The following is a 13,758-nucleotide window of genomic DNA, read 5'->3' on the forward strand; positions in this document are numbered from 1 at the left end:
ACATCTCGAAAAGACCGACAGCCCAATAAGTTAGGAGATTTCGGTGGCCATCCATACAGAGAGCGCGCCCACAGCGGCGGTCGCCCCGCCCACCCCACGCCGCAGTGACGCGGAGTTGAGCGTCAACGGACTGTGGAAGGTCTTCGGTGCCAAGGCTTCTGACGTCGCGGACGACGACAGCATGGGCCGGCTCAGCGTCCAGGACATCAAGAAGAAGACAGGGTGCGCAGTCGCCGTGCGCGATGTCAGCTTCGACGTCGGGTGCGGCGAGGTGTTCGTCGTGATGGGTCTGTCCGGGTCCGGAAAGTCCACTCTCGTGCGATGTCTGACGCGGCTGATCGAGCCGACCAAGGGCCAGGTGGTGTTTCAGGGCACCGACATCATGTCCGCCGACGAGAACCAGCTGCGCGATCTACGCCGCAAAAAGGTCTCAATGGTTTTCCAGCATTTCGGCCTGCTTCCGCACCGGCGGGTGCTCGACAACGTCGCGTACGGACTCGAGGTCAAGGGCACCCCGAAGAAGGAGCGGCTGAAGCGCGCCGGCGAGGTGACCGAATTGGTCGGACTCGCCGGTTACGAGTACTCCTACCCGGATCAGCTCTCGGGCGGAATGAAGCAGCGCGTCGGCCTGGCCCGCGCTCTGGCAAGCGATCCCGACATGCTGCTATTCGACGAGCCGTTCTCGGCGCTGGATCCGCTGATCCGGCGGGACATGCAGAACGAGGTGATCCGGCTGCACCACGAGATGGGCAAGACGATGGTGTTCATCACCCACGACCTGTCCGAGGCGCTGAAACTCGGCGACCGAATCCTGATCATGCGCGACGGCGCGATGGTTCAGGTCGGCACCGGCGATGAGCTGGTCGGCGCACCGGCCAACGACTACGTCCGCGAATTCGTCAGCGACGTGCCCCGCTCGCGGGTGCTGACTCTGAAGTGGATCATGCGCGAGAAGCGCCCCGACGATTCGCTCGACGGCCCAGAGATGGCGCCCACCACCGTGATTCGCGACGCCGTCGACCCGGTGCTGGCTGCCGACAAGCCGATCAAGGTGGTCGAGGACGGCAAGCTGCTCGGCATGGTCGGCCGCAGCGAGATCCTCGCCGTGATCGGCAAGGTCGACGAGGGCGGCGCATGATGGCCACCGTCACGGTAGAGCCACCTCCCGCCCCAGCGGCGCCGGAAGCACAGCGGCAGACGTCGTGGCTGTCCCAACGTGGGCCCGCGCAATTCATTGCCGTCATCAGCGCAGTGCTCGCCGCGTGGGTTGTGCTGTACCAATTCTTGGCGGGCCGCAATACCCTTCCGCTCGCGCCGGCCGACACGAAGTGGTTACACGTCTGGCTGTCCGATCTGCAGACCTCCGTCGGCGAAGGCCGAAACACCAACCCGCTGTTCACCTATTTCTTCAATCCGATCCGGTCGGTGATCGACGCTTTCGGCACCGCGATCGCCGACCTGATCGCGCACCCGGTTGACGGACGACCTGTGCCCTACATCGGGTGGCTGGGCGTCGTCGTCCTTTTGACGGCCCTGGCTTGGGTGCTGGGCAACTGGAAGGTCGGTCTGCTCACGCTGTGCGGCTTCTTGTTCATGGGACTACAGGGCCTGTGGCAGGACAGCATGGAGACGTTGGCGCTGACCATCGCGGCGGTGGCGATAGCACTACTCATCGGAATTCCGTTGGGGATCTGGGCGGGCATATCGGATGGGTTCAACCGCATCATCACCCCCGTACTCGATTTCATGCAGATCCTGCCGTCATTCGTCTACCTCGCACCGCTGACGCTGGCGTTCCTGATCGGCCCGGCAGCGGCGATCATCGCGACGGTGATCTACGCGGCTCCCCCCGTCATTCGCCTTACCGCCCACGGCATTCGGTCGGTGCCCTCGGAGTCACGTGAGGCGGTCGAGTCGCTGGGCGCCACGCGATCTCAGGAGTTGTTCGGGGCCCTGTTGCCAATGGCCAAGCGGACCATCGTGCTTGGCATCAACCAGACCATTATGGCGGCGCTGGCGATGGTGACCATCGCCGCGCTGATCGCCGCGCCCGGGCTCGGCCAGGTGGTGGTTCAGGCATTGTCGACCCAGGACGTCGGCACCGCATTCAACGCCGGCCTGGCGATCGTGATCATGGCGATCATCCTGGATCGGACCACCACCGCCGCCAGCGAGCGCGTGGAGACCCAACGGCGAAAATCCGCTGAGCCCAGCAAGTATCGGCGTCCGGGAATCGCGATCGGCGCCGTCGTCACGGCGATCGCAATCTGGCTGTCCTATACCTACCAGCTGGTCGCGATCTTCCCGTCATCGCTGCAACTCGGCTCGATCCACCTCGGACTGGATGTGGGCACGCCAATCATCAACGTCGCCAACGGCGTAACGAACTGGGCGCAAACCAGCTTCTCTGGCGTGACCAATGGACTCAAGGACGTGGTGACCGCAGTCGCGCTGGACCCGCTGCAGAAACTACTGGACAACTCACCGTGGTGGCTCGCGTTCGTGGCCATCACCGCGATCGCGGCGATCATCGGAGGCCGGATCGCTGCGCTGATCACTGCCGTATGCCTCGTGCTGATCCTGTGGCCGCTCGAGCTCTGGCAGGCGACCATGGACACCTTGGCCGCAGTACTGGTCGCGACCGTCATCGTCGTAGCGCTCGGGGTCGTGATCGGCGTGTGGATGGGCCGCAGCCCGACAGCGGACAAGATCGTGCGACCGTTCCTGGACGCCGCGCAGACCATGCCGTCGTTCGTGTACCTGGTGCCGTTCCTGGCGCTGTTCTCGGCATCGCGGTTCACCGGCATCGTGGCCGCAATCGTCTACGCCGCACCGGTGTCGATCAAGATCATGGCCGACGGAATTCGCGGGGTCTCCCCGGAGACCGTCGAAGCAGCGCGCTCAGTGGGGTCGAACACCTGGCAAGTCATCACCAAGGTGCAACTGCCGATGGCCGCTCGCTCGCTGACATTGGCCACCAATCAAGGCCTTATCTATGTGCTCTCCATGGTCGTGGTCGCAGGCCTGGTCGGCGGCGGGGCGCTGGGCTACCTGGTCGTGGCCGGCTTCGCACAGACCAGCCTGTTCGGCAAGGGCCTGGCGGCGGGCCTGGCGATCGTGCTGCTCGGCACGATCCTCGACCGCACGACTGCTGCCGCGTCGAAACGGATAGGACGGACGAACGAATGAAGCGAATCGCCATCGCAGCGGTAGCACTTGCGCTGCTGATCTCGGGCTGCAACGCGACCAAGGTCTCGGATCTGCAGAGCCGTGGCGAACTGAAGCCAGGCAGTAAGCCGTGCGGCACCTTCAATTTGGCCGTCAACTCGTGGGTCGGATACGAAGCCAACGCCGCGGTCATCACATATCTCGCCGAGAACGTGTTGGGCTGCATTGTGAAGCAGCGGCACATCGCCGAGCAGGTGTCCTGGCAGGGCATGTCAACCGGACAGGTGGACGCGATCCTCGAGAACTGGGGGCATGACGACCTGCGTAAGCAGTACATCGACAACATGGGCGTCGCCCAGAGCGCAGGCTCCACCGGCATCAAGGGACAAATCGGCTGGTACGTGCCGCCGTGGATGGCCGAGCAGTATCCCGACATCACGGATTGGCGCAATCTCAACAAGTACGCACATCTGTTCAAGACCTCGGAGTCCGGCGACAAGGGCCAACTTCTCGACGGGGATCCGGCCTACGTCACCAACGACGATGCGCTCGTGTCCAACCTCGGGCTGGATTACAAGGTGGTCCAGGGCGGTAGCGAAACCGCCCTGATCTCCAGCATCCGCCAGGCCCAGGAACAGCGAAAGCCGCTGCTCGCCTACTTCTACTCGCCGCAGTGGTTGTTGAGCGAGGTGCCGATGGTCAAGATCAAGCTGCCGCCGTACACGGATGGATGCGACGCCGACCCGGCCAAGATCGCCTGCGACTATCCGGATTACGACCTGGACAAGATCGTTGCGACCAAATTCGCACAGTCTGGCAGTCCGGCCTACACCTTGGTGAAGAACTTTCAGTGGACCATCCAGGACCAAAACTCCGTCGCCCGCTCGATCGCCGTAGACGGCTTGAGCGACGACGAAGCCGCTAAGAAGTTCATCGATGCACACCCTGACCTCGTCGCCAAGTGGCTGGCTGGTACCGGGGCGGACAAGGCCGCCTAGGTCGGCTCAAAACGCGAGGTAGCGACGGTAGAACTCGCGTTTCGCAGCACTTGACAAGGGCAGCGGATTTCCATCAAGCTGTTGCATAATACGAATCACGTTTCATAATCCGATACGACTAGGTCACACCGGGGAGGTCGCGCTCGTGCTCGAAATCTGTCCTCTGGCGGCCCTGCCTCGCGGTGAGGCGCGCAGGGTCGAAGCGGATCCACCGATCGCGGTGTTCCACACCGATGACGGCGAGGTATTCGCGATCGACGACACCTGCACGCATCAGGACGCGTCGCTGGCCGACGGGTGGCTCGAGGGCTGCGACATCGAATGTCCGCTGCACGCCTCACGTTTCAACCTGCGCACGGGCGCGGTGGACGCGCCGCCCGCGAAGCTTCCGGTGCGCACCCACGAGGTGGTCATCGTCGACGACGTGATCAACGTGGTGCTCAACGATGCCCCACCCAATCTCCCCCCCGGCCTCACGACGCGTACGGGCGGCGAGGCGGCGCAGTGAAAAGCGTTGCCGTGATTGGGGCTTCGCTGGCAGGGCTGTCGGCGGCCCGCGCATTGCGCGCACAGGGATTCGACGGCGACCTGACGATCGTCGGCGACGAGGAGCGGCGCCCTTACGACCGTCCCCCGCTGTCGAAGGAGTTCCTCGCCGGCGACATTGGACAGGACGCGTTGGCCCTCGAGGCCGACGACGATGATCTGAACGCCGAATGGGTGCTCGGCGTGAAGGCGACACACCTCGACACCAGCGCGGCCGCGGTACAACTCGACAATGGCACCGCGATCCATGCCGACGGCATCGTCGTCGCGACGGGAGCGCGGGCACGGGCGTGGCCAGGCTCAGAAGGCCTCGCCGGCGTGCACGTGTTGCGGACTGTCGATGACGCCATGGCGTTGCGCGAGGAACTACGTCCGGGCGCGCGACTGGTAGTCATCGGCGCAGGCTTCATCGGAGCCGAAGTTGCCTCTACTGCAGCGAAATTGGGCCTAGACGTCACGGTCGTCGAAGCCGCGCTGGCACCGCTGGCCGGTCCGCTCGGCGTGCAACTGGGCGCCGCCGTGGCACGCCTGCACACCGAGCATGGCACGCGCCTGTTGTGCGGAGCTCCTGTCGCAGGCCTCATCGGCGAGGACCGCGTCACCGGAATCGAATTGGCCGACGGACGTCGGCTCGCCGCCGACATTGTTCTTGTCGGCATCGGCGCCGTACCCAACATCGAGTGGTTGCGCAACAGCCCCATCGAACTGGCCAACGGCGTTGTCTGCGATGCCGGTGGGGCGACCTCGATTCCGAATGTGGTCGCGGTGGGCGATTGCGCGGCATGGCATGAGCCCGCCGTCGGTTGGCCGCACCGTGTCGAGCACTGGACCGGTGCGCTGGAGCGGCCGGGCATTGCGGTTGCCACCCTGCTCGCGGGCGGACAGCACGACGGCAAGTCCGCCAAGCCCCCGTACTTCTGGTCCGATCAGTACGGCCGACGCATCCAGTTCGCGGGCATCGCCCATACCGGCGATGAGATCACCTTCGAGGTGGGCAGCGTACGCGATGCCAGCTTCCTCGCCGTTTATCGGCGTGGTGGCGAACCGGTCGCCGTACTGGGCATGGACCAGCCGAAGCTGTTCACCCGCTGGCGTCGCCAGCTGACTGTCGTTCCCGTCCCCGCATGACTTCTATTTCCGCAGAGGAGATCTCGATGACCACCGTCGGCCTGCCGCACAGCTTGATCTCGACGCTGCCCGGTAGCTACTACACCGACCCCACCATCTTTGCGATGGAACAAACACAGATCTTCGAGTCGATGTGGTTCTGCGCGGTGCGGTCCGCCGATCTCGACAAGGCGGGTGCGTTCAAGACAGTTCAGGTCGGCAACGAGAGTGTGTTGATCACCCGGTCCCGCACAGGCCAGGTGCGCGCGTTCTTCAACGTTTGCAGGCATCGCGGTGCGCAGCTGTGCACCGAGGAGAGCGGCGAAACCAAGCGCGCCTTCCAATGCCCTTACCACGCTTGGACTTACGACCTCGACGGCAAGCTGATCGCCGCGCCGAACCTGACCAAGATGCCCGATATCGACCGAGTCGAGTACGGGCTGCGCCGCATCGCAATAAAGGAGTGGCTCGGATACGTCTGGGTGTGCCTCGCCGAGGACCCACCCTCATTCGACGACACGGTTCGCAAGGACGTCAGCGACCGCCTCGGTGAAGTAGCGTTGATCGACCACTACGACGCCGAGCATCTGAGCGTCGGGCGCCGGATCCGCTATGACGTGAAGGCGAACTGGAAGCTCATCATCGAGAACTTCATGGAGTGCTACCACTGCGCCACCATTCACCCCGAGTTGACCGAGGTGCTCCCCGAGTTCGCCGATGGGCTGGCGGTGCAGTACCACGTCGGCCACGGCGCCGAATTCGCCGACGACGTCCGGGGATTCACCATCGACGGCTCACAGGGGCTGGACCAGATTCCCGGCGTCACCGCAGAGCAGGACCGGCGCTACTACGCCATCACGATCAAGCCGCAGGTGTTCGTCAACCTGGTGCCCGACCACGTCATCGTGCACCGCATGTTCCCGATGGCCGCCGATCGCACCGTCGTCGAATGCGACTGGCTGTACCTGCCGCACGTGGTCGAGTCAGGCAAGGACGTCAGCCGTTCGGTGGAGTTGTTCCACCGCGTCAACGAGCAGGATTTCGCTGCGTGTGAGCGTTGCCAGCCGGCGATGAGCTCACGCACCTACCGCGACGGCGGGGTGCTGGTACCCAGCGAGCATCACATCGGCGAGTTCCACAACTGGCTGCAGGCGAAGCTGACCCGATGACCGCGTCAGTCGAGGTGGCCCATCCGCTGGCTGACATCCGCCGCGGCGGCGACCACATCGGGGGTCACCTCGCGCATCCGCTCTGCGGTGAATCGGTAGACCGGACCGGATACGGACAGCGCCGCGATCACGCCACCGGTGTGGTCGCGGATCGGGGCGGCGACGGCGTTCAGGCCCTCCTCGAGTTCCTCGATCGACTGTGCGTAGCCGTCGCGCGCAGCGGCCTCGATCTGCGCCTCGAGCTCCCGTTGCGACGTGATCGTGTGCGGGGTGAGTCGGGTAAGTCCCGCCGCTGCCAACATCTTTCGACGGTCGTCGGGTGCCATGTAGGCGAGCAGAATCTTGCCGCTCGACGTGGCGTGCAGCGGCGTCAGCTCACCGACCCAGTTGTGCGTGGCAACTGCACTCGGCCCGCGCGCCTGGTCGATGTTGACGACGAAGTGCGAGCGCCGCACCGCGATATTGACCGTTTCGCCGAGCGCAGATGCGAGCTGTTCGCACACCGCACGGGACTGATGCGTGACGTCCAGTTGACCGGGCACCGCGCTGGCCAGCCGAAGGATGCCGAAGCCCAGCCGGTACTTTCCGCGTTCCTGGGTCTGCTCGACCAGTTCGCGTTCCTCGAGCGCCGCGAGCAGTCGGAACGCCGTCGACTTGTGCACGCCGATGTCCGCGGCGACCTCGCTGACACCGGCTTCGCCACGTTGGGCCAGGATTTCCAGCACGCTGATGGCGCGATCGACAGACTGCACGCCGCCGGTGCTCTCACCCCGCTCGTTGCTCATAGCGCAACTATACGAGACTTCGTTGCATATAGCGAAACTTGATGCGTATCACGCTTCACGGCAATAGCCTTTGAACACGTCTGCAGGAGGACAGCGATGGCCCAGAAAGATTCCACACGGTACGACTTCGTCATCGTCGGCGGCGGATCGGCGGGCTGCGCGCTCGCCAACCGCCTTTCGGCAAATCGATCCAACAAGGTTCTGGTGCTGGAGGCGGGCCGCAACGATTCGTTGTGGGACGTGTTCGTGCACATGCCTGCCGCGCTTCCGTTCCCCATCGGAAGTCGTTTCTACGACTGGAAATACGAGTCCGAACCCGAGCCGCACATGCACGGCCGTCGCATCTACCACGCCCGCGGCAAGGTGCTCGGCGGCTCGAGCAGCATCAACGGGATGATCTTCCAGCGCGGCAATCCGTTGGACTACGAACGCTGGGGCGCCGATCCCGGCATGGAAAACTGGGACTTCGCCCACTGCCTGCCGTACTTCAACCGGATGGAAAACTGCCTGGCGGCCGCGCCGGACGATCCGTATCGCGGCCACGACGGCCCGCTGGCCCTGGAGCGGGGGCCCGCAACGAACCCGTTGTTCGAGGCGTTCTTCACCGCGGGCGAGCAGGCCGGTTACCCGCGTACCGATGACGTAAATGGTTACCGCCAAGAGGGTTTCGCGAAGTTCGACCGCAACATCCGCAACGGCCGGCGGCTATCGGCCGCGCGCGCCTATCTGCATCCGGTGATGAACAGGCCAAATCTCGACGTACTCACCAGGGCGTTCGTCGAACGCGTCGTGTTCGAGGGCAAGCGCGCCGTGGGTGTCGACTATCGGCACGGGTTCGGCGGCAGCAAGCGGGTCCGCGCCGGTGAGGTGATCCTGTGCGGCGGCGCCATCAACAGCCCGCAGCTGCTGCAGCTCTCAGGTGTCGGCAACGCCACCGATCTGCAGGCGCTGGGCATCGACGTCGTGCATGACCTGCCAGGCGTCGGCGAGAACCTGCAGGACCATCTCGAGGTCTACATCCAGTACGCGTGCAAGCAGCCGGTCACCATGCAGAAGTACATGAAGTGGCGTTACCGGCCGTGGATCGGCGCCAACTGGTTGTTCCTGCGCCGCGGTCCCGGCGCCACCAACCATTTCGAGGGCGGTGGCTTCGTCCGCAGCAATGACGACGTCGCGTACCCGAATCTGATGTTCCATTTCCTGCCGATCGCCGTGCGCTACGACGGCTCCCAGCCGGAGGGCGGCGAGGGTTATCAGGTGCACGTTGGCCCGATGTACTCAGATGCGCGCGGCACGTGCAAGATCGTCAGCCGCGACCCGAAAGTGCATCCGGCACTGCGGTTTAACTACCTGTCCACCGAACAGGACCGCCGCGAGTGGGTGGAGTCCATTCGGGTCGCCCGTCGCATCCTCAACCAGCCGGCCATGGAGCCGTTCAACGGTGGCGAGGTTTCTCCGGGACCCACCGTGGAGACCGACGAGCAGATCCTCGACTGGGTCGCGCGTGACGCCGAGACCGCACTGCACCCGTCATGCACCGCCAAGATGGGTACCGATGCGATGTCTGTCACCGATCCCGAGACGATGGGTGTGCACGGCGTCGAAGGGCTGAAAGTCGTTGACGCGTCGGTGATGCCGTATGTGACGAACGGTAACATCTACGCGCCGGTGATGATGGTGGCGGAAAAGGCGGCCGACCTGATTCTCGGCAACACGCCGCTGGCGCCCGCGACGGTGCCGTTCTACCGGCATCAACCCAAGCAGCAGCCCAGCGGTTCAGAACCAGTCAGCCGCAGCTGATTTCATGAGCACTCCGCGTGTCGTGATCATCGGCGCCGGCATTGTCGGCGCGAATCTGGCCGATGAGCTCACCGCCCGCGGCTGGGATCAGATCACAGTCGTGGAGCAGGGCCCGTTGCTGTTGAGCGGCGGCTCGACATCGCACGCCCCCGGCCTGGTCTTCCAAACCAACGCGTCGAAAACCATGGCGGATCTCGCCCGGTACACGGTCGAGAAGTTCCTCGGTCTGGATCTCGACGGCCAGTGGTGCTTCAACCAAGTCGGCGGCCTGGAGGTCGCGACGACACCCGAGCGGCTCGCCGAGTTGCATCGCCGCCAGGGCTGGGCGACATCGTGGGGCATCGAAGGCAGCGTGCTTGAACCTGCGGAATGTGTGCGGCTTCATCCGCTGGTCGACCAGGCGACAATCCTTGGCGGACTGTATGTCCCGACCGACGGTCTCGCTAAAGCAACGCGTGTGGTCGTCGCACTCGTACGCCGCGCCAGCGCGCGCGGCGCCGTATTCCGCGAATCCACCACGGTGACCGGCATTGAACACAGCGGTGGCCGCGTCACCGGCGTCACGACATCTGACGGGACGATTCCCGCCGACATCGTGGTGTCATGCGCGGGATTCTGGGGCCCCGAGATCGGCGGGATGGTCGGCATGGACATCCCGCTGTTGCCGCTCGCGCACCAGTACGTCAAGACCGACCAGATTCCACAGCTCGTCGGCCGCAATACCGAAGCCGCCGAGGCCGGCCTGCCGATCCTGCGTCACCAAGACCAGGATTTGTACTTCCGCGAAGTCGTCGATCGTCTCGGCATCGGTTCCTATGCCCATCGCCCGATGCCGGTAGACCTGCGCGACCTCGCGGGCTCCGATGGTGTTTCCGAATCCAGCATGCCGTCGATGCTGCCCTTCACCGACGACGACTTCGCAGCACCGTGGGAACAGTGCAAGCTGCTACTCCCCTGTCTCGAGCGGGCCAAGGTCGACAGCGGCTTCAACGGGATCTTTTCGTTCACCCCGGACGGCGGCCCACTGATCGGCGAGTCCTCCGACGTCGCAGGCTTCTGGATTGCCGAGGCCGTCTGGGTGACGCATTCGGCCGGCGTCGCGCGCGCCGTCGCGCAGCTATTGGTCGACGGACGCAGCGAAACTGACGTCCACGACTGCGATGTGCACCGCTTCGAAGAAATTCAGCTCGCACCCGACTACGTCAACGAAACATCGCAACAAAACTTCGTCGAGGTCTACGACATTCTGCATCCGCTGCAGCCCCGACTGTCGCCCCGTGACTTGCGGGTCAGCCCCTTTCACGCCCGGCAGAAGGAACTGGGCGCGGTGTTCCTGGAGAGCGGCGGCTGGGAGCGGCCTCATTGGTATGAGGCCAATGCCGGCCTGCTCCAACACCTCCCGCTACAGTGGACGCCGCCTGAGCGCGATGCGTGGTCGGCACAGTTTCACTCGCCCATCGCGGCGGCCGAGGCCTGGCGCACCCGGACCTCGGTCGCGATGTACGACATGACGCCGCTCAAACGGCTCGAAATCACCGGGCCGGGCGCACTGCCGCTGTTGCAGCGACTGACCACCGGCAAGATGGACAAGTCCGTGGGATCGGTTACGTACACGCTGCTGCTCGACGAGGCCGGCGGAATCCGCAGCGACCTCACGGTTGCCCGGTTGGCCGACAACCGTTTCCAGGTCGGGGCGAACGGCAACATCGATCTCGACTACTTCCGTCGACAGGCGCCTGCGGACGACAGCGTTCAGGTCCGCGACATCACCGGAGGGACATGCTGCATCGGTTTGTGGGGTCCGCGCGCCCGCGACGTGGTTCAGGCGCTCAGCCGCGACGATTTCACGGGCGAGAACTTCAAGTACTTCCGCACGAAACCGGTTCGTATCGCAGGTATTCCGGTCACCGCCATGCGCCTGTCCTATGTCGGCGAACTCGGGTGGGAGCTCTACACGAGCGCCGAGTACGGGCTGCGCCTCTGGGACGCCTTGTGGGCCGAGGGCCAACAGCACGATGTGGTCGCGGCAGGCCGGGCAGCGTTCAACAGCCTGCGTATCGAAAAGGGCTACCGCGCGTGGGGTATCGACATGACGACCGAGCACAACCCCTATGAGGCCGGCCTTGGCTTCGCCGTGTCCGCCAAGAAGACAGACTTCGTCGGCCACGCAGCGCTGCAGGGTGTTTCAGATGCGACGATCGAACGCCGGCTTGCGACCGTGGTGATCGACGACGGCGTGTCGGTAGTGATGGGCAAAGAGCCCGTCTTTTTCGACGGAAAGCCGGTGGGCTATGTCACCAGCGCCGCATACGGTCACACAGTCGGCGCGCCGGTGGCCTATGCCTGGCTGCCTGCCTCGGCCACCGAAGGCACCCCGATCGAGATTCAATACTTCGACCGCCGGATCGCCGCCACCGTCGCGGCCGAACCGCTCGTCGACCCCGAGATGAAGCGGATTCGGTCTTAATCTCAATGCCCTCTGGCGATCCATTCGGTTAGATGGGGTGCCTCGGTGCCGATGGTGGTGCCGTCGCCGTGCCCGGTGTGCACCCGCGTCTCCTCGGGCAATGTGAACAACCGCTCGCGGATGGAGTCCACGATCGTGGGGAAGTCCGAGAACGACCGTCCGGTGGCGCCAGGCCCGCCGCTGAACAACGTGTCGCCGGAGAACAACACTCCGGCCTCAGGCGCGTACAGGCAGCACGAACCAGGCGAATGCCCGGGAGAACGGATGACCTCGATCTCGGTGCCCGCCACGCCGATTCGCTGTCGGTCGTCGAGACTCCAGTACGGCTCCTCTGGGTGGGTCATCTTCCACAGCACATCGTCGCCGGGGTGCAGCAAAACCGGGCAGTGCAACCGCTCCCCGAGTTCGGGGGCGACGGTCACGTGGTCGTTGTGACCGTGCGTGCAGATGACCGCGGTAACGTTGCGGCCTGCGACGGCGTCGATGATCGGCTGAGCCTGGTGCGCGGCGTCGATGATCACGACGTCGCTGTCGTCACCGACGAGCCAGATGTTGTTGTCGACCTCCCAGGTTCCCCCGTCCAGCGCGAAAGTGCCCTTGGTGACGACGCGTTCGATGCGTAGCGTCCCGCTCACAGCACGACGACCGAACGCAGCACCTCGCCACGATGCATGGTGTCGAACGCCTCCTCGACCTGGTCGAGCTTGATGCGCTCGCTGACGAACTTGTCCAGCGGCAGGCGGCCCTGCCGGTAGAGGTCGACGAGCGCAGGAAAGTCACGCTCGGGCAGGCAGTCGCCGTACCATGACGACTTCAACGCGCCGCCGCGCGAGAAGAAGTCGATGAGCGGCATCTCGAGTTTCATGTCGGGGGTGGGCACACCGACCAGGACGACGGTGCCTGCGAGGTCGCGCGCATAGAAGGCCTGCTTCCAGGTTTCCGGCCTGCCTACCGCATCGATGACGACGTCGGCTCCGAAGCCGCCGGTCAATTCCTGCACCGCCTCCACCGCGTCCACTTTCGACGCATCGATCGTGTGGGTAGCGCCCAATTCCGTTGCCATCTGCAGCTTCTTGGGATCACGGTCAATGGCGATGATCGGCGACGCGCCAGCGAGTCGGGCCCCGGCGATCGCGGCGTCGCCCACTCCGCCGCAGCCGATCACTGCCACCGAATCGCCACGCGACACATTGCCGGTGTTCACCGCCGCGCCGAGACCGGCCATCACACCGCAGCCGAGCAGGCCGACCACTGCGGGGTCGGCGTTCGGGTCGACCTTCGTACATTGCCCTTCGTGCACAAGGGTTTTGTCCGCAAACGCGCCGATGCCCAGCGCAGGGGTCAGCTCGGTGCCGTCGGTCAGCGTCATCGGCTGGCTGGCATTGAAGGTGTCGAAGCAGTACCAGGGCCGGCCGCGACGACACGCCCGGCAGTTGCCACACACCGCCCGCCAGTTCAGCACGACGAAGTCGCCAACCTCAACGTGGGTGACCGCGTTGCCCGCCGACTCGACGATGCCTGCTGCCTCGTGGCCGAGCAGGAAGGGAAACTCGTCGTTGATTCCACCGTCACGGTATGTCAGATCGGTGTGGCATACGCCGCATGCCTGAATGCGCACGACGACATCGTTCGGGCCTGGATCGGGGATGACGATGTCGACGAGCTCGACGGGAGCCCCCTTGCTGCGAGCGATGACACCCTGAACCTGCTGTGGCATG

The 13,758-nt window shown here is 64.7% G+C and carries 11 protein-coding genes; 8 read left to right on the forward strand and 3 right to left on the reverse strand.

Annotated elements, in window-relative coordinates:
* Positions 1-43 precede the first annotated feature (43 nt).
* The 6 genes from MYCSM_RS18030 (at position 44) to MYCSM_RS18055 (ending at position 6,988) form a co-directional block, all read left to right on the forward strand.
* Positions 44-1,138, forward strand: coding sequence for a quaternary amine ABC transporter ATP-binding protein (locus tag MYCSM_RS18030; protein ID WP_015307598.1), 1,095 nt, complete (start codon positions 44-46; stop codon positions 1,136-1,138).
* Positions 1,135-3,189 (forward strand): ABC transporter permease, encoded by a 2,055-nt coding sequence (locus MYCSM_RS18035; protein WP_015307599.1) that lies wholly within the window; start codon positions 1,135-1,137, stop codon positions 3,187-3,189. Before MYCSM_RS18030 ends, MYCSM_RS18035 begins: the two co-directional genes overlap by 4 nt.
* Positions 3,186-4,166: an ABC transporter substrate-binding protein gene (locus MYCSM_RS18040; protein WP_015307600.1), complete on the forward strand. Its 981-nt coding sequence runs from the start codon at positions 3,186-3,188 to the stop codon at positions 4,164-4,166. The genes MYCSM_RS18035 and MYCSM_RS18040 overlap by 4 nt, the downstream gene beginning before the upstream one ends.
* Before the next feature lie 145 nt (positions 4,167-4,311).
* Entirely contained in the window at positions 4,312-4,674 is a 363-nt protein-coding gene (locus tag MYCSM_RS18045) for a bifunctional 3-phenylpropionate/cinnamic acid dioxygenase ferredoxin subunit (RefSeq protein WP_015307601.1), read from the forward strand.
* Positions 4,671-5,840, forward strand: a complete 1,170-nt coding sequence (locus tag MYCSM_RS18050; protein ID WP_015307602.1) for an NAD(P)/FAD-dependent oxidoreductase — start codon at positions 4,671-4,673, stop codon at positions 5,838-5,840. Before MYCSM_RS18045 ends, MYCSM_RS18050 begins: the two co-directional genes overlap by 4 nt.
* Positions 5,837-6,988 carry an aromatic ring-hydroxylating oxygenase subunit alpha gene (locus MYCSM_RS18055; protein WP_198344952.1) on the forward strand — a complete coding sequence of 384 codons (1,152 nt, stop codon included), beginning with the start codon at positions 5,837-5,839 and terminating at the stop codon, positions 6,986-6,988. The genes MYCSM_RS18050 and MYCSM_RS18055 overlap by 4 nt, the downstream gene beginning before the upstream one ends.
* 5 nt (positions 6,989-6,993) lie before the next feature.
* On the opposite strand, the gene MYCSM_RS18060 is transcribed toward MYCSM_RS18055, so the two are convergent.
* On the reverse strand, positions 6,994-7,773 hold the full coding sequence (locus MYCSM_RS18060) for an IclR family transcriptional regulator (RefSeq protein WP_015307604.1): 780 nt from the start codon (positions 7,771-7,773) through the stop codon (positions 6,994-6,996).
* A 96-nt stretch (positions 7,774-7,869) separates the two neighbouring features.
* Here MYCSM_RS18060 and betA point away from each other — a divergent pair, with 96 nt between their 5' ends.
* Positions 7,870-9,573, forward strand: coding sequence for a choline dehydrogenase (gene betA / locus MYCSM_RS18065; RefSeq protein ID WP_015307605.1), 1,704 nt, complete (start codon positions 7,870-7,872; stop codon positions 9,571-9,573).
* Positions 9,574-9,577: 4 nt separating this feature from the next.
* Positions 9,578-12,040: a GcvT family protein gene (locus MYCSM_RS18070; protein WP_015307606.1), complete on the forward strand. Its 2,463-nt coding sequence runs from the start codon at positions 9,578-9,580 to the stop codon at positions 12,038-12,040.
* A 2-nt stretch (positions 12,041-12,042) separates the two neighbouring features.
* Here the strand turns inward: MYCSM_RS18070 and MYCSM_RS18075 are convergent, their stop codons facing one another.
* Together MYCSM_RS18075 and MYCSM_RS18080 are read right to left on the reverse strand one after the other, a co-directional pair.
* A complete protein-coding gene (locus MYCSM_RS18075; protein ID WP_015307607.1) occupies positions 12,043-12,675 on the reverse strand; it encodes an MBL fold metallo-hydrolase in 633 nt (210 codons plus the stop codon).
* Positions 12,672-13,757, reverse strand: coding sequence for an S-(hydroxymethyl)mycothiol dehydrogenase (locus MYCSM_RS18080; RefSeq protein WP_015307608.1), 1,086 nt, complete (start codon positions 13,755-13,757; stop codon positions 12,672-12,674). Before MYCSM_RS18080 ends, MYCSM_RS18075 begins: the two co-directional genes overlap by 4 nt.
* Between the last annotated feature and the right edge of the window lies 1 nt (position 13,758).

It is taken from the genome of Mycobacterium sp. JS623 (assembly GCF_000328565.1).
GTDB lineage: Bacteria > Actinomycetota > Actinomycetes > Mycobacteriales > Mycobacteriaceae > Mycobacterium.

Coding starts and splice junctions, on each gene's coding strand:
- betA (WP_015307605.1), top strand. CDS start 7,870: ATGGCCCAGAAAGATTCCACACGGTACGACTTCGTCATCGTCGGCGGC.
- MYCSM_RS18040 (WP_015307600.1), top strand. CDS start 3,186: ATGAAGCGAATCGCCATCGCAGCGGTAGCACTTGCGCTGCTGATCTCG.
- MYCSM_RS18055 (WP_198344952.1), top strand. CDS start 5,837: ATGACTTCTATTTCCGCAGAGGAGATCTCGATGACCACCGTCGGCCTG.
- MYCSM_RS18035 (WP_015307599.1), top strand. CDS start 1,135: ATGATGGCCACCGTCACGGTAGAGCCACCTCCCGCCCCAGCGGCGCCG.
- MYCSM_RS18080 (WP_015307608.1), bottom strand. CDS start 13,757: ATGCCACAGCAGGTTCAGGGTGTCATCGCTCGCAGCAAGGGGGCTCCC.
- MYCSM_RS18070 (WP_015307606.1), top strand. CDS start 9,578: ATGAGCACTCCGCGTGTCGTGATCATCGGCGCCGGCATTGTCGGCGCG.
- MYCSM_RS18060 (WP_015307604.1), bottom strand. CDS start 7,773: ATGAGCAACGAGCGGGGTGAGAGCACCGGCGGCGTGCAGTCTGTCGAT.